At 68.3% G+C, this 17,402-nt stretch carries 20 protein-coding genes and 2 pseudogenes; 10 read left to right on the forward strand and 12 right to left on the reverse strand.

All coding sequences use genetic code 11. The features are described 5' to 3' along the window. Positions 1 to 284 precede the first annotated feature (284 nt). From G6N56_RS03780 to G6N56_RS03790, 3 genes are read left to right on the forward strand one after another with little or no spacing between them, the layout of a single operon-like run. A complete protein-coding gene (locus G6N56_RS03780; RefSeq protein ID WP_085257176.1) occupies positions 285 to 689 on the forward strand; it encodes a hypothetical protein in 405 nt (134 codons plus the stop codon). 11 nt (positions 690 to 700) lie between these two features. Then, positions 701 to 991 (forward strand): hypothetical protein, encoded by a 291-nt coding sequence (locus tag G6N56_RS03785; protein WP_085257177.1) that lies wholly within the window; start codon positions 701 to 703, stop codon positions 989 to 991. Between the two features lie 56 nt (positions 992 to 1,047). Then, positions 1,048 to 1,272 (forward strand): Rv1893 family protein, encoded by a 225-nt coding sequence (locus G6N56_RS03790; RefSeq protein ID WP_085257178.1) that lies wholly within the window; start codon positions 1,048 to 1,050, stop codon positions 1,270 to 1,272. Between the two features lie 6 nt (positions 1,273 to 1,278). Here G6N56_RS03790 and G6N56_RS03795 read toward each other — a convergent pair whose 3' ends face one another. The 3 genes and pseudogenes from G6N56_RS03795 to G6N56_RS03805 form a co-directional block, all read right to left on the reverse strand. Next, positions 1,279 to 2,409, reverse strand: a complete 1,131-nt coding sequence (locus tag G6N56_RS03795) for a nitronate monooxygenase (protein WP_085257179.1) — start codon at positions 2,407 to 2,409, stop codon at positions 1,279 to 1,281. Positions 2,410 to 2,558: 149 nt separating this feature from the next. Beyond that, a complete protein-coding gene (locus G6N56_RS03800; RefSeq protein ID WP_085257180.1) occupies positions 2,559 to 3,023 on the reverse strand; it encodes a hypothetical protein in 465 nt (154 codons plus the stop codon). A 70-nt stretch (positions 3,024 to 3,093) separates the two neighbouring features. Further along, a pseudogene (locus tag G6N56_RS03805) lies at positions 3,094 to 3,246 on the reverse strand (PE family protein); the annotation flags it as partial. A gap of 328 nt (positions 3,247 to 3,574) precedes the next feature. Here G6N56_RS03805 and G6N56_RS03810 point away from each other — a divergent pair. Both G6N56_RS03810 and G6N56_RS03815 read left to right on the forward strand, forming a co-directional pair. Further along, the gene (locus G6N56_RS03810; RefSeq protein ID WP_085257181.1) at positions 3,575 to 5,533 is read left to right on the forward strand and encodes a flavin-containing monooxygenase; all 1,959 of its coding nucleotides are present in this window, start codon (positions 3,575 to 3,577) and stop codon (positions 5,531 to 5,533) included. Further along, positions 5,521 to 6,546 carry a zinc-binding dehydrogenase gene (locus G6N56_RS03815; RefSeq protein ID WP_085257182.1) on the forward strand — a complete coding sequence of 342 codons (1,026 nt, stop codon included), beginning with the start codon at positions 5,521 to 5,523 and terminating at the stop codon, positions 6,544 to 6,546. The genes G6N56_RS03810 and G6N56_RS03815 overlap by 13 nt, the downstream gene beginning before the upstream one ends. 16 nt (positions 6,547 to 6,562) lie before the next feature. Here the strand turns inward: G6N56_RS03815 and G6N56_RS03820 are convergent, their stop codons facing one another. The 3 genes from G6N56_RS03820 to dtd are packed head-to-tail and all read right to left on the reverse strand — an operon-like array spanning position 6,563 to position 8,755. After that, the gene (locus tag G6N56_RS03820; RefSeq protein ID WP_085257183.1) at positions 6,563 to 7,360 is read right to left on the reverse strand and encodes an HAD-IB family hydrolase; all 798 of its coding nucleotides are present in this window, start codon (positions 7,358 to 7,360) and stop codon (positions 6,563 to 6,565) included. Beyond that, positions 7,357 to 8,268 (reverse strand): class I SAM-dependent methyltransferase, encoded by a 912-nt coding sequence (locus tag G6N56_RS03825; RefSeq protein ID WP_085257184.1) that lies wholly within the window; start codon positions 8,266 to 8,268, stop codon positions 7,357 to 7,359. Before G6N56_RS03825 ends, G6N56_RS03820 begins: the two co-directional genes overlap by 4 nt. Before the next feature lie 55 nt (positions 8,269 to 8,323). Continuing rightward, positions 8,324 to 8,755 carry a D-aminoacyl-tRNA deacylase gene (gene dtd, locus G6N56_RS03830; RefSeq protein ID WP_085257185.1) on the reverse strand — a complete coding sequence of 144 codons (432 nt, stop codon included), beginning with the start codon at positions 8,753 to 8,755 and terminating at the stop codon, positions 8,324 to 8,326. 40 nt (positions 8,756 to 8,795) lie between these two features. Here dtd and G6N56_RS03835 point away from each other — a divergent pair, with 40 nt between their 5' ends. Both G6N56_RS03835 and G6N56_RS03840 read left to right on the forward strand, forming a co-directional pair. Continuing rightward, the gene (locus tag G6N56_RS03835; RefSeq protein ID WP_085257186.1) at positions 8,796 to 9,107 is read left to right on the forward strand and encodes an MTH1187 family thiamine-binding protein; all 312 of its coding nucleotides are present in this window, start codon (positions 8,796 to 8,798) and stop codon (positions 9,105 to 9,107) included. A 34-nt stretch (positions 9,108 to 9,141) separates the two neighbouring features. Continuing rightward, on the forward strand, positions 9,142 to 10,419 hold the full coding sequence (locus G6N56_RS03840; RefSeq protein ID WP_085257187.1) for a competence/damage-inducible protein A: 1,278 nt from the start codon (positions 9,142 to 9,144) through the stop codon (positions 10,417 to 10,419). A gap of 2 nt (positions 10,420 to 10,421) precedes the next feature. On the opposite strand, the gene G6N56_RS03845 is transcribed toward G6N56_RS03840, so the two are convergent. After that, positions 10,422 to 11,618: an MFS transporter gene (locus G6N56_RS03845; protein WP_408632685.1), complete on the reverse strand. Its 1,197-nt coding sequence runs from the start codon at positions 11,616 to 11,618 to the stop codon at positions 10,422 to 10,424. 161 nt (positions 11,619 to 11,779) lie between these two features. Here G6N56_RS03845 and G6N56_RS03850 point away from each other — a divergent pair, with 161 nt between their 5' ends. Beyond that, positions 11,780 to 12,844 carry an amidohydrolase family protein gene (locus G6N56_RS03850; protein WP_085257189.1) on the forward strand — a complete coding sequence of 355 codons (1,065 nt, stop codon included), beginning with the start codon at positions 11,780 to 11,782 and terminating at the stop codon, positions 12,842 to 12,844. A 46-nt stretch (positions 12,845 to 12,890) separates the two neighbouring features. Further along, entirely contained in the window at positions 12,891 to 13,283 is a 393-nt protein-coding gene (locus tag G6N56_RS03855; protein WP_085257190.1) for a phage holin family protein, read from the forward strand. On the opposite strand, the gene G6N56_RS03860 is transcribed toward G6N56_RS03855, so the two are convergent. After that, positions 13,270 to 14,241: an FAD-dependent oxidoreductase gene (locus G6N56_RS03860; protein WP_085257191.1), complete on the reverse strand. Its 972-nt coding sequence runs from the start codon at positions 14,239 to 14,241 to the stop codon at positions 13,270 to 13,272. The two genes, G6N56_RS03855 and G6N56_RS03860, sit on opposite strands and share 14 nt — an antisense overlap. 16 nt (positions 14,242 to 14,257) lie before the next feature. After that, entirely contained in the window at positions 14,258 to 14,719 is a 462-nt protein-coding gene (locus tag G6N56_RS03865) for an Rv1352/Rv1906c domain-containing protein (RefSeq protein WP_085257192.1), read from the reverse strand. Positions 14,720 to 14,751: 32 nt separating this feature from the next. On the opposite strand from G6N56_RS03865, the gene G6N56_RS03870 reads away from it, so the two are divergent. Next, positions 14,752 to 15,153 carry a hypothetical protein gene (locus G6N56_RS03870; protein ID WP_142280733.1) on the forward strand — a complete coding sequence of 134 codons (402 nt, stop codon included), beginning with the start codon at positions 14,752 to 14,754 and terminating at the stop codon, positions 15,151 to 15,153. Positions 15,154 to 15,465: 312 nt separating this feature from the next. Here G6N56_RS03870 and G6N56_RS28755 read toward each other — a convergent pair. The 3 genes and pseudogenes from G6N56_RS28755 to G6N56_RS03885 all read right to left on the reverse strand — a co-directional run. Beyond that, positions 15,466 to 15,960 (reverse strand): annotated as a pseudogene (locus G6N56_RS28755) (Fur family transcriptional regulator); the annotation flags it as partial. 268 nt (positions 15,961 to 16,228) lie between these two features. Further along, a complete protein-coding gene (locus G6N56_RS03880; RefSeq protein ID WP_085257195.1) occupies positions 16,229 to 16,723 on the reverse strand; it encodes an SRPBCC family protein in 495 nt (164 codons plus the stop codon). Beyond that, positions 16,723 to 17,364: a nitroreductase family protein gene (locus tag G6N56_RS03885; protein WP_085257383.1), complete on the reverse strand. Its 642-nt coding sequence runs from the start codon at positions 17,362 to 17,364 to the stop codon at positions 16,723 to 16,725. Before G6N56_RS03885 ends, G6N56_RS03880 begins: the two co-directional genes overlap by 1 nt. Between the last annotated feature and the right edge of the window lie 38 nt (positions 17,365 to 17,402).

Genomic DNA, 17,402 nt, shown 5'->3' on the forward strand with positions numbered 1-17,402 from the left:
AAGTCGTCTAGTCCTTCTTGTGCAAATAAACCATTGCCACACCACGGATGGGAAGCGTCCGGGCAAGATCGCCGCGCTGAAATTGCAACGTGTTCAGTTGCGGTGAGTTGCGGGGCCGCGGCGCACCCCGAACCCCAGTTGAAGTGGGGCCCGCGGCACGCCCCGGCCCGGTCGGAAAGGATCTTGTGGCCCGCAGCCCACTCGATATGCTTTGGTGCAGGTCACAGGCGGCTGTTTGCAGCCGGCACTCGGGGCAAAGGTGACATCGAGGCGAAGGGTGGACCATGATTCGCGAACTTCTCGCCACCGCGGCGGTGGCCGGCGGCGCGATCGGCCTGGCGCCGGGCGCGGCGGCCGACCCGCACTACGACGGCGATGTGCCCGGCATGAACTACCAAGCGTCGCTGGGCGCCCCGTGCGACAACTACGAGCACTTCATCTTCGGCCGCGGTCCCAGCGGCCAGGCCGAGGCCTGCCACTTCCCGCCCCCCAACCAGTTCCCCGCGGCCACCACGGGCTATTGGGTGATGTCGTACCCGCTCTACGGCGTGCAGCAGGCGGGTGCCAAGTGCCCGGGCCCGCAGACGGCGGCGCAGTCGGACGCCGGGCTGCCCATGCTCTGCCTCGGCGATCGCGGCTGGCAGGAGGGCTGGTTCACCGGCGCCGGCTTCTTCCCCCCGGCCGGATGACCGGCTGAGCCATGACCGGCCGTCAGCCCGCCGAGGCCTTGGTCCCGCGCTGGCTGCACTTCGTCCTGGCCTCCGACCGGGCCGGGTCGGCCTGGTACGTCGGGATGGGGTTCTTCTTCGCGCCGGCGCTCGCCGTGCTGTCGCCGTGGCCGGTGGTGACGGCCGCTCTGTGGGTCGTCATCGGCCTGGCCGGGCTCTGGCTTGGCCTGCTCGGCATCGCGATGGCCGTTGGGTTGGCGCGGATCCTGCGGTCGGGCGCCGAAATCCCCGAGGACTACTGGCGCAGTTTGGTCAATTACTGAGTGATCGCCGCGTCTAGAGTCGTACCAAACGACCGTGCAACCAAAAGGAGAGTGCGATGGGCTTCAACCCGAAAGACGCAGTCGACGCCGCCCGAGACATCGCAACCAATGCGGTCGAGAAGGCCTCGGACATCGTCGAACATGCCAGCGACATCATCCGGGGTGATATCGCCGGCGGCGCCAGCGGCATCGTCCAGAACTCGATTGACATCGGCACCTACGCGGTGGACCGCACGAAAGAGGTCTTCACCGGCAAGGGCGAGGACGAGGACGACGTCTAGCGGCCGTCAGACGGCGGCGGCCTCGTTGAGCTCGTCGAGCCTGTTGGTCGCCTCGAGGTACTCCTGCACCCACCGCTCGATGACGGTCGCCGTCTTCTCCACCTTGGTGAACTGACCGACAACCTGCCCGACCGGGTTGAACGCGACGTCGACGGACTCGTTGGGGTACCGGTTGGTCGCGCGCACCGCCATGCCGGAAACCATGTATTGCAACGGCATTCCGAGCGGCTTCGGGTTGTTCGGCTGCTCCCAGGCTTCGGTCCAGTCGTTACGCAGCATGCGGGCCGGCTTGCCGGTGAACGAGCGGCTGCGGACTGTGTCGCGGCTGCCCGCCTTGACGTAAGCCTGTTGCTGCACCGGCGTGTTCGAGGACTCCTCGACCATCAGCCACTGCGAGCCCGTCCACGCCCCCTGGGCGCCCAACGCCAGCGCCGCTGCGATCTGCTGGCCGCTGCCGATACCGCCCGCCGCCAACACCGGCACCGGGGCGACCTCCTTGACGACCTGCGGCCACAACACGATCGAGCCAACCTCGCCGCAGTGACCGCCCGCCTCGCCGCCCTGGGCGATGATGATGTCCACGCCGGCGTCGGCGTGCTTGCGGGCCTGCGACGGGGAGCCGCAGAGCGCGGCCACCTTGAGTCCGGCCTCGTGGATGTGCTTGATCATGTCGGCCGGCGGGGTGCCCAGCGCGTTGGCGATCATCTTCACCTTGGGGTGCTTGAGCGCCACCTCGACCTGGGGCGTGGCGGTCGCCTCGGTCCAACCGAGCAGCTGCAGGCTGTCACCGTCGCTGTCCTCGATCGGCACGCCGTGGTCGGCGAGGATCTTCTTGCCGAAGTCCAGGTGCTCTTGGGGCACCATCTTGCGCAGCGTTTCGGCCAGCTCCTCGGCGGACAGGTGAGAGTCCATCCCCTCGTACTTGTTGGGAATGACGATGTCGACCCCGTACGGGTGGTCGCCGATGTTCTCGTCGATCCAGTTGAGCTCGATCTCCAGCTGCTCGGGGGTGAAGCCGACCGCGCCGAGCACGCCGAACCCCCCGGCCTTGCTGACCGCGACCACGACATCGCGGCAGTGGGTAAACGCGAAGATGGGGAACTCGATACCAAGCTCATCGCAGATCGCGGTGTGCATGCCTACTCCTGGGACGGTCGCAGAATTGAAACGTGTTCTAGTTTAGTACGCGCCCCGTTGACGTGGCCAGCCCGCCCTCGGCTGCGTGTCGGCACTACGAAGTGTCAGATGGCGAAGTGTCAGATGGCGAAGTGTCAGATGGCGAAGTGTCAGATGGCGATGAGGCGCATCAGCCACACGACCAGGAACGCCAGCATGCAGGCGAAAGACACCACATGGTCCCGGCAGATGGATCGCGCCAGACGGCTCTGCTCGGCCAAGCCGTCGGTCCGGCGCCCGAGCCGCACGGCGCGGGGAACCGTCCGCGTCAAGGCCAGCAGCATCGGGAAACCCGCGAGCGCCGCCGACGTCGCCAACAGCCATCCGGGGTCGCGCCCGCGCTCTGCCTCGAACCCCAGCGCGGCCGACAAGACGAGCATTGCCACGGCGATGAGCCGGCTCATCGGCCGTGATGTGGTCGTCGCCCGGTGGTAGTAATCCGCGATGGAAGCCAGCACGGTATCGGGCAATTCCCGGACGTCCCTTCGAGCTTGCAGAACCTGGACGTCGAATATCAGATCCATCCACAAGACTGCGAGCAGAAAGCCACTGCAAGCCATGAGTAGCGGCGCCACGACGCCGATTATCTCCGGTTCTTCCGGGCGCCAGTGTGGCGGCTTGGTCAGCCGCTACGGGTGCGGACGCGATCGCGGTCGATACTTCATCGCGAGCGGCCGCCAGCACTCCGGTGGTGGGGGCCGCAGCCGCGGCGTTGGCCGCGCTCAGCGATGTGCCGATACCTGCGACATTCGCTGCCGCCTTAGCGACCAGGTCCGGCACTGCAACCACAACTGACACCCGAATACCTCCAATGATTGGCTCGGTGCCTCTTCATGCGATGAGCGAGGGACGGCGCCGCCGGCGCTGCCGGCGGGACGGGCGGCGCCGCGAGCGGCATCGGGGGCGGCGGCGGCCACGTCGGCAACGGTGGCAACGGCGTGAACGGCAGCACCGGCGGCCAGGCCGGCAGCCACGGCGGCACGCCGGGAAAGCCCGGATCGTAGGGTCGTGATCCTCGGCGCGCCCCTTGATCCCCCGCAACGGCAGCGGGTAGCGTGGTGCTGCCAATTACGGAACCGCTAGTAGCGTAATTGCTGCTCCTGGCCCCACCGAAAGGATCGGCTCGATGCGCAGCCCGTATGCCGGCCGTCCGTTCACCACCTCGACCGACGAGATCGCCGCCGCGCTCGAGGATGTCAGCATTCCGACGCTCCTGCTCTCGCTCGTTCACATCACCGGCGATCCACGGTTCATCCGCGACTTCAAGCCCATGGGCATCTTCCTCAACGAAGTTCAAGGGTTCATGTCGGAGGAGGACAAGGCCCGGGCCCGCGCGACGGCGTTGCCGGTGATCGCGGAGTACCGCGACCGCGGTTGCCCGGAGCCAACGCCGTTGAGGCCCGAGCTCATCGGGGAAATGATGGACTGGGCCGCCTGCGAACACGTCACCGACGAGTACCTCCCCCTGATCCTGGAGGAGATGGACCTCGACGGTGTCGACCCCCGCCGCCCCACGGCCGTGCCCACCGAGTGCGCGGCTAAGCTACCCGTCCTCGTCGTCGGGTGCGGCGAATCCGGCATCCTGGCCGGAATCCGCCTCAAGCAGGCCAACATTCCGTTCACGATCGTCGAGAAGAATGCCGGTCCCGGCGGAACGTGGTGGGAGAACCGGTATCCCGGCGCCCGCGTCGACGTCGCGAACCACTTCTATTGCTACAGCTTCGAACCCAACAACGACTGGACGCACTACTTCGCCGAGCAGCACGAACTGCAGGACTACTTCATCCGGGTCATGGGCAAGCACGACCTGGCCGAGCATGTGCGTTGGCGGACCGAGGCCCTGTCGGCCGAGTGGGACGACAACGACGGGATGTGGAGCGTTTCCCTGCGCTCCGCCGACGGGCAGATCGGAACGGTGCGCGCCCGAGCCCTCATCACCGCGGTCGGTCAGCTCAGTCGGCCCTATGTCCCCGAATTCGACGGCGCCGACACCTTCGCGGGACCGTCGTTTCACTCGGCGGCATGGAACCACTCCGTCGACCTCACCGGCAAGCGGGTCGCGCTCGTCGGCGCCGGCGCCAGTGGCTTTCAGATCGCACCCGCGATCGCCGACCGCGTCGAACACCTCACCGTCTTCCAGCGGACCGCGCAGTGGATGTTCCCCAACGCGATGTATCACGACGAGGTCGGCGACGGGATGCGTTGGGCCATGAAGCATCTGCCTTACTACGGCAGGTGGTACCGGTTCCTCGTCCTGTGGCCGGGCGCGGACAAGGGGCTCGACGCCGCGCGCGGCGACCCGAACTACGCGGATCGCGCCGACGCCGATCGCGACTATGCCGTCAGCGACATCAACGCCGCCGCCCGAATGATGTTCAGCCAGTGGATCACCAGCCAGATCGGCGAGGGCAGCGATCTGCTGGACAAGGTCATGCCCGACTATCCCGCGACCGGCAAACGCACGCTGCAGGACAACGGCAGCTGGCTACAGACCCTGCAGCGCGACAACGTCGACCTGGTGCGCACGCCGATCAAGACGATCACCCCGCGCGGCGTCGTCACCGAAGACGGCGTCACGCACGGCGTCGACGTCATCGTCTACGCGACCGGGTTTCGTCATTCCGACGTGCTGTGGCCTCTGAAGATCACCGGTCGCGACGGGACCGACCTGCACGAGATGTGGGGACGGCGGCCGTACGCGTACCTCGGCATCACGGTTCCACGGTTCCCCAACCTGTTCATCATTTACGGGCCGGGCACACACCTCGCCCACGGCGGCAGCCTGATCTTCCAGTCCGAACTCCAGATGCGTTACATCGACCAGTGTCTGAAGCACCTGGCCGAGGCGCAACTGCATTCGCTGGAACCGACCGCCGAGGCGGCCGGCGAATGGCATCGACGCACGCAAGCGGAGATCAAGAACATGGTGTGGTCGCACCCGGCCGTCAAGCATTCCTACTTCAAGAACGCCGACGGCGAGATCCACACCGTCAGCCCGTGGCGGCTCCCCGAGTACTGGGCCGCCGTCCGCGAGCCCGATTGGTCTCAATTCGTTCTGCGACAAGGAAAGACATGCGCACCGTAGTCGTCGACGGCCCCTACAGCGTCCGCGTCGACACCCGCCCCGACCCGGGGCTGCCCGGGCCCGACGGTGCCATCGTTCAGGTGATCGCGGCCGGCATCTGCGGATCGGACCTGCATTTCTACGAGGGTGATTTTCCCCTCGGCGACCCGCTGCCGCTCGGTCACGAGGCGGTCGGGACGGTCGCCGAGATCGGTCCGGACGTGCGCACGGTCGCGGTCGGCGATCAGGTGCTGGTGTCGTCGGTGACGGGCTGCGGCGCCTGCCCCGGCTGCGCCACCCGCGACCCGGTCATGTGCCACAACGGTTTTCAGATCTTCGGCGGCGGTGTGCTGGACGGTGCGCAGGCCGACCTGCTCGGCGTGCCGGCGGCCGATTTCCAATTGCTCAAGATCCCCGAGGGAATCAGCACGGAGCAGGCGCTGCTGCTCACCGATAACCTCGCCACCGGGTGGGCGGGCGCTCAGCGTGCCGACATCCCGCTCGGCGGCACGGTGGCGGTGATCGGACTGGGAGCGGTCGGCCTTTGCGCGGTGCGCAGCGCGCTCGTTCAGGGCGCCGCACAGGTCTTCGCCGTCGATCGGGTCGACGGCCGGCTGGCGCGGGCAGCCCGCTGGGGAGCCAACCCGGTCAAGCCGCCGGCGGTCGAGGCGATCCTGGCCGCCACCGGCGGGCGCGGGGCCGACGCCGTGATCGATGCCGTCGCCACCGACGCGTCCATGACCGACGCCCTCAACGCGGTGCGGGCCGGCGGGACGGTGTCGGTCGTCGGCGTGCACGACCTGCAGCCGTTCCCGCTTCCCGCGCTGGGCTGCCTGATCCGCAGCATCACCCTGCGGATGACCACGGCGCCGGTGCAACGCACCTGGCCGGAGTTGATACCGCTGCTTCAGTCGGGCCGGCTCGATGTCGACGGAATCTTCACCACCACACTGCCCCTGGACGAGGCGGCGAAGGGCTATGCGACGGCGGCGTCGCGGTCCGGCGACGACGTGAAGATCCTGCTCACGCCCTAGCCGCCACTAGACGCGCCTAGACGCCCCGCTCTTCGCTCCGGACGTGCCTGGCCAACGATCGCACCCTCCTGACCGGGCCATGCCGGCCGGAGGCCAGGCACATCACGGGCCAGCCGTGCGCGGCGGCCGCCGCGGCCAGCCCGGCGCGCGGGTTCACCGGTCGCGGGAACCCGACGAGCGCCATCGACGCCGCGTCCTCGTCTCCGTCGGCATAGAAGTAACTCTGCTGCACCGCAACGACTCTGTCGGCACAGAACTGTCGCACAGCGGCGGCCTTGGTCGTGCCCCACACGATCGGCCTGACGATTCCGCCCGTCAGGCGCCCGTCCCCGTCGAGCTCGAAGTGGTTGCATTGCACGTTGGTGATCCCGAGGAAGCGTGCGACGGGCAGCGCTTGGATGGACAGCGCCGACGAACTCAGCACGACGGTGTGACCGCGCCGCTGATGCGCCTGCACGATCTCATGCATGTGCGCATACAGCCGCGAGGCCACCCGCTCCACGAAGAGCCGTTCACCCAACTCGTCGAGATCCGCCAGGCTTTCGCCCCGTAGGTAACCGGCGGCACGGACGATGAGGCGCTCGAACTCGAGGCGGCCGAATCGATACCGCAGCGCGGCGTCGAACACGCCCAGCAGCTCCCCGATGCCGGCCTGGCGCCGCCTGATTCGATCACCGACGTGGATGGCCGCCGTGAAGCCCTCGACCAGGGTGCCGTCGAGGTCGAAGAATGCACCGATCCCTGGCCCGGCTGGGCTTGCCGCGATCTCCGCCAGGGCGTCGGCGGGGGAGAGCCTGGTGATCGACGGCGTCATCGCGTTGCCGTGATGTACTGCGAATGCATGAAGCTGTCGATTTTGACGTCGACCTCCGGCGGGGTCAGGCCGTATCCTGCCTGCAACTCGAGCGTGTTGCGGACGGGTTCGACGGTCCAGCCGTGCGCGGCGAGCCGTTCGGCGGGCTCGGTCTCCGGCTCGTAGGTCAACGCGGAGAAGTCGACGTCGCCCGACACGTTCACGCCGGGATGATCGGCTTCCAGAGCGGCGAGCTGGTCGTGGTCCAGGCGTGATCCCAACGCGCCGATCGCGATCCGGCTGCCCGGCGCGCTGAGGCCGCTGATCCGGGTGAAGAGCGTGTTCTGGGCGTCGTCGGTGAGGTAGGGGAGCACTCCCTCCACCGACCAGGCGCTGGGGCGTTCCACGTCGAAGCCGGCGGCTTCCAGCGCCCGCGACCAGTCGGTGCGCAGGTCGGCGCCGACCTCGACCCTGCGGGCCTTCGGCTCGGCACCGTGCTCGCCGAGCACGCGGGCCTTGAATTCCAGGACTTGGGGCAGGTCGACTTCGAAAACCGTTGTGCCCGAAGGCCAATCGAGGCGATAGGCGCGGGAATCCAGCCCGGCCGCGACGATCACCGCCTGCCGGATGCCCGCATCGCCGGCGGAGATGAAGAAGTCGTCGAAGAACCGGGTCTGCACGCCGTAAAGGCGCGGGAACGCTGTTTCACCCTCGGACGTCCCCGGGTTGGCCAGCACGCCCTCCAGGTACGGGTCCTGCGCCGCGGCGATGAAAACCTTGGCGTAATCGTCACGGACGAGCGGCTGTGAGCTCGCGGCGTACAGCGCGCGCCACCCCGCCACGAGCAGGGCCGTGTAGCCGACGCTGCTGACGATGTCCCACGTGTCGTCGTCGGACCGTAGCGACCCGAACTCAGGTGTGGCGCTCAAATCGGCCCCTCCCGTTACCGTCACCGATAGCACCAAGGTACCCGCGGCGGGGCGCTCACACCTCGAGAAACACCGTCACCGGTCCGTCGTTGACCAGCTCGACCTGCATATTCGCGCCGAAGACGCCGGTCTGCACCTCGGCTCCCAGGTCCCGCAGCGCGTCCGCGAACGCGGACACCAGCGGCTCGGCCACCGCGCCGGGAGCCGCGGCATTCCAGGACGGCCGGCGACCCTTCGCGGTGTCGGCGTACAGCGTGAACTGGCTGACCACCAGGATCGGCGCGTGCACATCCGCCGCGGACCGCTCGTCCGCGAGAATCCGCAAGTACCAGAGCTTTTCGGCGAGCCGGCGGGCCTTCGCGGGATCGTCGCTGTGCGTGACCCCGACGAAGGCGAGTAGACCCTGCCCGTTCGGCCGAATCGCGCCCACCTCCCGGCCGTCCACCGAGACCGCCGCCGACGACACCCGCTGCACCAGAACCCGCATGGCCCTCGATGCTGCCAGGACCGCTGGGTACGCTCGTCGGGTGTCTGTGCTTGTCGCGTTTTCCGTCACCCCGCTGGGCATAGGCGAGGGGGTGGGCGAGATCGTCGCCGAAGCGGTTCGGGTGGTTCGCGCTTCCGGCCTGCCGAACAAGACCGGGTCGATGTTCACCGAGATCGAGGGCGAGACCTGGGACGAGGTGATGGCCGTCGTGCAGCGTGCGGTCGAGGCCGTGGCCGCCCGGGCTCCGAGAGTCAGCACGGTGATCAAGGTGGACCAGCGGGCCGGGACCCACGACGCCATCACGCGGAAGGTGGCGTCCGTCGAGCGCTATCTGTCCGAGCGCGAGGCGTGAACCGCGTCCAGAAGCGCCCAGTAGGCTCGTCCCGGTGAGCGCACGCGCAGGCATCGTCGTCACCGGAACCGAGGTCCTCACCGGACGCGTTCGAGACGCCAACGGCCCCTGGATCGCCGACCGCCTTCTGGAGCTGGGCATCGAGCTGGCGCACATCACCATCTGCGGCGACCGTCCCGCAGACATCGAGGCGCAGCTGCGGTTCCTGGCCGACGAAGGGGTGGACCTGATCGTCACCAGCGGCGGCCTGGGACCCACCGCCGACGACATGACCGTTGAGGTCGTCGCCCGGTTCTGCGGCCGCGAGCTCGTCTTGGACGCCGCCACCGAGGACAAGATCGCGAACATCCTCAGGAAACTGATGGCCCGCAACCCGGCCTTCAGCGCGGGCGACTTCGACGCCGTCCGCGCCGCCAACCGCAAGCAGGCGATGGTCCCGGCGGGGGCCGAAGTGCTCGACCCGGTCGGCACCGCGCCGGGCGTCGTGGTTGCGGGCACGCCGACCGTCATCGTGCTTCCGGGGCCGCCGCGCGAGCTGCAGCCCATGTGGCACACGGCGATCCAGACGGAGGCGGCGCAGCGGGCGATCGCCGGCCGAACGGTCTACGAGCAGAAGATGATTCGCATGTTCGGCCTGCCCGAGTCGGGCTTGGCCGAGACGCTGCGCGACGCCGAGCGGGCCATTCCCGGCTTCGAGCGGCTCGAGATCACCACCTGCCTGCGGCGCGGCGAGGTCGAGATCGTGACGCGCTACGAGCCCGACGCCGCCGACGCCTATGCACGGCTGACGCAGCTCCTGCGCGACAAGCACGGCCACCAGATCTTCTCCGAGGACGGTTCCAGCATCGACGACCTGGTCGCGGGGCTGCTGGACGGCCGGCGCATCGCGACGGCCGAATCCTGCACCGCGGGGCTGGTGGCGGCGCGCCTGACCGACCGCGCCGGTTCTTCCGCCTACGTGGCGGGCGGCGTGGTGGCCTATTCCAACGAGGCAAAGGCCGAGCTGCTCGGGGTCGACGCGGACCTCATCGAACGGCACGGCGCGGTGTCCGAGCCGGTCGCCGAGGCGATGGCCGAGGGCGCGCTGCGGCGCTTCGGCGCGGACACCGCCGTCGCGATCACTGGCATCGCCGGCCCCGGCGGCGGGACACCCGAAAAGCCGGTGGGCACGGTATGTTTCACGGTCGGGCTCGCCGACGGCCGCCGCGACACGCGGACGCTGCGCCTGCCCGGCAACCGGTCCGACGTGCGGGAGCGCTCGACCACGGTGGCCATGCACCTACTGCGGCGGATCCTGAGCGGCGCCGAGTAGCGTCACTTGGCCGCGGTTGGCAGAAAAGCGCTTTCGTCAGTGCCGAAGCGAATTCCGGTGGCGTCCTTGCCGATCAGAGTCAAGAAGGCCACGGCGATCAGCACCGGCACGATCGTCGCCGTCAGCGCGAAGGGATAGCCGTGCGACTCGGCGAGGCGTTCCTGGATGGGCAGGTTGAACGCCGCCAGCAGGTTGCCCAATTGATATGTCACACCGGGGTAGAGGCCGCGGATGGCGTCCGGGGACATCTCGGTCAGGTGCGCGGGGATCACGCCCCAGGCGCCCTGCACGCACAGCTGCATCAAGAACGAGCCCAGGCACAGCATCGCGGCGGTGCGCGAGTAGGCGAACAGCGGCACGATCGGCAGGCCGAGCACGGCGCAGAAGATGATCGTGTACCGGCGGCTGAATCGCTGCGACAGTGTGCCGAAGAACAGGCCGCCGGCGATGGCGCCCAGGTTGTAGACGATGACGATCCACTTCACGGTGGCACTGGACAGGCCCGCGCCGTGGTTGGCGGTCGACGTCAGGAAGGTCGGGTAGACGTCTTGGGTGCCATGGCTCATCCAGTTGAAGGCCGTCATCAGCAGCACCAGGTAGACGAACCGGCGGATGATCTTCGCGTCGCGCAGCACGTCGCGAATCCTGGTGCTGGTGAGCTTCATCTGGTCCTGGGCGGCCTCCCACACCTCGGACTCCTCCACCCGGTATCGGATGATCAGGCTGATCAGGGCCGGGACGATGCTCAGGGCGAATAACCAGCGCCACGACAGCCCGAGCCAGTTCATCACCACCAGCGACGCGACGCTCGCCAACAGGTAGCCGAAGGCGTACCCCTCCTGCAGCAGCCCGGAGAAGAATCCGCGTCGCTCGACGGGGACCTTCTCCATCGCGAGCGCGGCGCCCAACCCCCACTCGCCGCCCATGCCAATGCCGTACAGCAGCCGCAGGATCACCAACACCGTGAAGTTGGGCGCGAACGCGCAGAGGAACCCGACGACGGAGTAGAACATGACGTCGACCATCAGCGGCAGGCGCCGGCCGACGCGGTCGGCCCAGAGCCCGAACAGGAGCGCGCCGACGGGCCGCATGATCAGCGTGGCCGTCGTGACGAAGGCGACCTCGGCCTTGCTGTGGTGGAACGTTTTCGCGATGTCGGCGTAGACGAGCACCACGATGAAGTAATCGAAGGCGTCCATCGTCCAGCCCAACAACGCGGCGACAAACGAGTTGCGCTGATCGGCGTTCAACCTCTGTCTGGGGCTTGGATTCTTTCCAGGACTCTTCCCCGGGCTCTGAGTAGTCACGTCAGCATCGTTGCAGTACCGAGCGCGGTGGCGCGAGAGTAAGTTCCGGATACATGCGAATCATCGACGCGGATGGGCATGTCGCCGAGAATCCCTCGCTCGCGACCGAAGCGATCAAACGCTGGCCGCAACACATCAAGCCCGCCGCCGACGGCAGCCGGTTGACGTTCGAGGGTCGCAGTTATCCGGAGGACCGCGGCCCGGGCGCGGGCTGTCCTCCCCAGCACGGCATCAGCAAGGCGCCGGGCATTCAATGCCGTTCGACCGACGGGGTGCTCGCGGACGCCGACCGCGACCACATCGACACCATGGTGCTCTATCCCAGCCTCGGACTGTGCACGCCGACGCTCGAGGATCCGGAGTTCGCCGCTGGATTCGCCCGGCTCTACAACCAGTGGATCGCCGATTACTGCGCCTCGTCGGGCGGCCGGCTGCGCGGCGTCGCGGTCACCCCGATCGAGCACGGCCGGGCGGCCGTCGACGTCATGACCGAGGCCAAGGAGCTCGGCCTGGTCGCGACGCTGGTGCCGCCGGCGCTGAAGACCCGCAACCTGGACCATCCCGACCTCGACCCGTTTTACGCCGCCGCGGTCGACCTCGGGATGCCGCTGGGCGTCCACGGCGCGCCGGGCATCCACCTGCCGAAGATCGGCGTCGACCGCTTCACCAACTACATCCAGGTGCACTGCATCAGCTTCCCGTTCGACCAGATGACGGCCATGACCGCGCTGGTCTCCGGCGGCGTCTTCGAACGGCATCCGCAGTTGCGCGTCGCGTTCCTGGAGGCCGGGGCGGGCTGGGTCCCGTTCTTCATCGACCGCCTGCACGAGCATTACGAAAAACGCGGGGACTGGGTCGAACACGGCTGGCGGCGCGACCCGCACGAGTACCTCGGCGCGGGCAACATCTGGGTGACGTGCGAACCGGAGGAACCGATCCTGCCCGGCGTGATCGACGTCCTCGGCGCCGACTTCATCATGTTCGCCAGCGACTACCCGCACTGGGACGGCGAATGGCCGGAGAGCACCAAGCACCTGCGCACCCGCGCCGACATCAGCGAGGACGCCCGCGAGAAGATCGGCGGGCGCAACGCGCAGCGCTTCTACAACCTGAACTGAGCGCGACTCTCACCTCAACGCGATCCGAGTGGCAGGATCTTCCGACATGGGCCCTTTTCTGATCCGCGCCGCATTGACCGGCTTCGCGCTGTGGTTGGTCACACTCTTCGTGCACGGCATGAGCTTCGTGGGCGGCGACACGAAGCTACAGAGGGTCGGCATCATCTTCGTCGTGGCCGTCATCTTCGGGCTGGTCAACGCGTTTATCAAGCCGGTGGTCCAGCTCCTGTCGATCCCGCTCTACATCCTGACCCTGGGCCTGTTCCACGTTGTCGTCAACGCGCTGATGTTGTGGATCACCGCCTGGATCACGACTCACACCACCCACTGGGGGTTGCAGATCGACCACTTCTGGTGGACCGCCATCTGGGCCGCGATCGTCTTGTCGATCGTGAGCTGGGTGCTGTCGCTGATCGTCCGCGACGTCAGCCGCCGCTAGCGGGCCGTTCTTCGACGAGCCGCGCCACGTAGCGGGCGCAGCCCCACGACAAGGTGACGCCGTTGCTGCCGTGTCCGTAGTTGTGGACGCACCAGGCCGGCCCGAGCGGCTCCGCCTCCACCCGCACCGACGGACGGTCCGGGCGCAACCCCGTGATCGTCTCGATCGTGTCGGCGTCGCCGAGACGGGGCTCGATCCGCCGGCACCGTTGCAGGATCCGCTCGCTGATGTCGGGGTCCGGGGTGGTGTCCCAGCGGCCGGGAATGCCGATCCCGCCGCACACCACGCGCTGGGGGTGGGGGAAGTAGCAGACCCATTCGGAGCCGTGGTGCATCTCCAGGCACAGTTGCCGCAGGCCGGGATTGGTCAGGACCACGTGCTGGCCGAAGACGGGCCGCAGCGTGCGATCACCCGTGAGCGCGCGGGCGCCGAGGCCTGCGCAGTTGACCACGACGAGCGCAGCGGCGGCGGCCTCCTCCAGCGACCGCACCTCGTGCGGCTCGATCTCGCATCCCGCCGCGGCCAGCCGCCGCGTCAGGTAGCCGAGGTACTGCGGCATGTCGATCATGGGCAGGGTGGCGCGATGCGCGCCGTCGAAGCCCTCGGGTATGTCGGCCGGGTCGGCCGGGCGCAAGTCGGGGATCAGGTCGGCCCCGGACCATTTCGCCTCGGCCCCGAGCAATCCGCCGGCAATCAACGCCGGGGCCATCCGCACGCCGGTGCCGGGGTCGTCGGCCAGCTCGCCGAAGACCCGCAGGGAGTGCTCACTCCACTCGAGCGTCTTTGCGGAGCCCGGACGCGGGGGTGCCCACACCGCGCCTGCCACCGCAGAGGTGGTCCGCGAGCCGACGGCCGCGGACCACACCCGCACTGGCCGGCCCGCCTCGGCCAGACAGACGGCCGACGTCAAGCCGCTGACGCCGGCGCCGACCACGACGACCTGTTGCGCAGCGGGCACGAGGGCGGGGCTCCCGTCAGGAGTGGGGCGGTTGCTGGCCGTTCTGGCCGCCAAGCAGCCCGTTGAGGATGCCGAGGGTGCCCTGCACGCCCGGCGGCGGTGTGGTGGACGGCGGAACGGCGTCGGGGGTCAGCTGCCAGGGCTGGCAGCCCGAAGTCTTGAAGGATTTGTCGGTCGCCTCGATCTGCACCACCTGCGACTTCTTCGTCATGGCGTTGTCGATGAGGTTTCCGTCGGGGTTGCCGAGCCGCTTCCAGTAGCAGGTGCCGGTGCCGGCCGGCCCCGCCGTGCTGTAGATGCCGGGCGCGATGTCGGTACCCACCGCGAAGGTGCCGTCGTGGTCGATGGTCGTCTTCGGGGCGTCCGGCGCCGGCGAGGGTTCCGGATCCGCACCGGCCACGCCCGCCGCCCCGGCCCAGACCGCGACGATCGCCCCCGCGACGGCCACTCTTGCCGCCAGCACTGCCCTCGACCACATAAAACATCAGCGTACCGGGGTGGAGCGGCTCGGTGCACCCTCGCTTCGGGGAGCGGCAGCGACGGCGCATCGAGCGAGGGTCGCGCGGTTTCCGCTCACCGGCCGGCGGGTATTTCAGCGCAATGTTGTGGCTGGCCGTGGTGCTCGCCGTCGTCGGCGCGGGATTGTTCGTCGTCGGGTGGGTCGCCTACGCGAACGGCGCCGGGGTCGCCCCGCAGCGTCGCACCAAAGACGACCCCACCGGGATCAAACGGGCCGGCTCCCGGGTCGCATGGTCGGACGTCTTCCGTGGGATGCCGCGCATCGCGGGCGTCATGCTCGACAAGGAGGCCAGTCGCGACGACCGGCTCACCGCGCTCGGGTCGCTGTGCGTGCTCGCCGCGGTGGTGGCGGGCGTCGGCGCCGTAGTGGCCCTGCTGGCCGCGCTCGCCTGAGCGCGCGCGAGCAACTCATGTCACATCAACATCGCCCCAGCGCGGAGTGGAGGGCTCGGTGTGGGGCGCTTTACCGGCCACGGTCGGGTCGGCGATGTCGTAGCGAGCCCACCCGGCGTTGGCTCCCAGCCCGCCGGTACCAATTCCCGCCGCCTTCAAAACGGTGATGGCTGCGAGTGGGACGGGGGAATGCCATCCCTCCGGCGCAGCCGGTGACGTCGGGAGCGAATGGCCGTTGCGGTGCGGCGCGGGGCGGTTGTCGGCCGGGCACGAGACTTCTTCATGAAGTTGCGTGAGGGCATCGGGGGCGCCGTTGGCTCGCGACCCGTCGGAAGCCCCACAGCCCGGACAGCGGCCCCAAAAAGTGACCTCGGCCTCATCGACCTCGAAGCCGTTCGCCGCGCAAGCGGTCAGGCAGGGCGCCTCACCGGCGGTACAGTCGACATCCGCAATCGCCCCACACGTACGGCAGACCACGTGATGGTGGTTGTCACCCACTCGGGTCTCGTAACGCCCGGCCGAACCCGAGGGCTGGACCCGGCGAAGCAAACCCACACTGGTCAGCGCATTCAGCACGTCGTACACGGCTTGCCGGGACACGTCCGGCAGCCCGTCGCGCACCAGCCGGATGACCGTTTCGGTGTCGGAGTGCGGATGCGTGTGTACCGCGTGCAGCACTGCGATTCGCGGGCGGGTTACGCGGAGGTCGGCGGTGCGCAACCGTGCTGAGTAATCCGCGACCGAGGACGCCTGCACGAAAGCCCAATCTTTTCTGGAGCCGGTCAAAGCTACGTCCCCTTCCTTCATGTCATGGAATGCATGTCATGGAACGCGCCGGCGCTGCCGCAGGCATGAGAATCATACGAAGAAAATAGTTTTATGGCGCAGCCAAGGCTAGGGCCGATCGACTCTGGCCGTTGCACTTTCACTGAAATAGCTTCGGGTTTTACGCACCCGTCAAATGACCGCCGGTCATAACACCCCTGACCGGGTCCACGGCCCTTACGCCGTGTCGAGCGGCAGGGGCCGCGGCGCGTCTGGCGGACTAGCGAAACACATTGCCAGCCAACAAGACTCAGGTCAGCCGCCGTACCCGGCCAGCGTAACCGAGCGCGTGCTCGTACGTTTCGAGGTTGTCGCGGGAGATCTTGGCGTGCACGGGGCGTTCGAGGAAGAAGCGCAGCACCGGGTTGTAGGCGTGGTAGGTCTCATGGAAGGTGAGCACGGTGGTTCCGTCTGCCTGCTCCTCCAGCTCGTGGTAGCCCTCCGCCCGCGACCACAGCGGCGCACCGACCGCCACGTACCGCGATAGCCTGTTGATCTGGGCCTCTGTCACCGTCTCCCACGACCGGGCCCTCCCGCGGGACAACAGGTACTTGGGCACTTCGAAGACGCAGGTCCGCACCAGGCCCTCACCGGCTTCGTTACCCTCGTTGAGGATCTCCATGCTGCCGGTGGGCCAGGTGAGGACCCGCGGCCGCGGCGCGTTCGGCGGCGCGGGCGGATGAAGCACCCGCCACACCCTCTTCGGCGGGGCGTCGACGTGAAATCGCACGGTATACGACTGCATCAGCTATCTCCGACGGGTTGTTCCCAGGTATCCCAATAGGTGACAGTCTCCGCGGGCGGCCTCGCGGCCGGCCGGAAGTCGGTGCCGACCGTGTACGCCACCGGGAACAGCGCGGCCTGGGTGACGGTGGCCGGGATGCCCAGCAGCTCGGCCACCTCACGCTCCTTGGCCAAATGCATTGTCGTCCAAACGGATCCCAACCCGCGCGAGCGCAACGCGAGCATGAAGCTCCAGCCGGCCGGGATGATGGACGCCCAGGCCGACGCGGCGGTCAGCAGGTTGGAGTTGTCGATGCGCGTCGTCAGGCAGGGGATCACGTGCACGGGGACCCGGCCCAGCGTGTCGGTTAGGCCGAAGGCGCTGGCGTAGACGCGCCGGGTCTGCGGATCGGACGCCTCTTCGGCGGCGTGGGCCAGGTACTGGGCACCGAGACGGCGGTAGACATCGCCGATCGCGGCGCGCTTGTCAGCGTCGGTGATCACCAGCCACCGCCAGTCCTGCGCGTTGCTCGCGGTCGGCGCCTGCATCGCCAGCCGGATGCACTCGAGTATCACCTCGCGACCGACGGGGCGGTCCAGGTCGAGGCGTTTGCGCACCGCGCGGGTGGTGGTCAGCAGTTCGTCGACCGAGGCGATGTCCATCAGCGTCCGTCCGATCCTCTTCCGCATCGAGGAAACCA

This window comes from Mycobacterium saskatchewanense (genome assembly GCF_010729105.1).
Taxonomy (GTDB): Bacteria; Actinomycetota; Actinomycetes; order Mycobacteriales; family Mycobacteriaceae; genus Mycobacterium; species Mycobacterium saskatchewanense.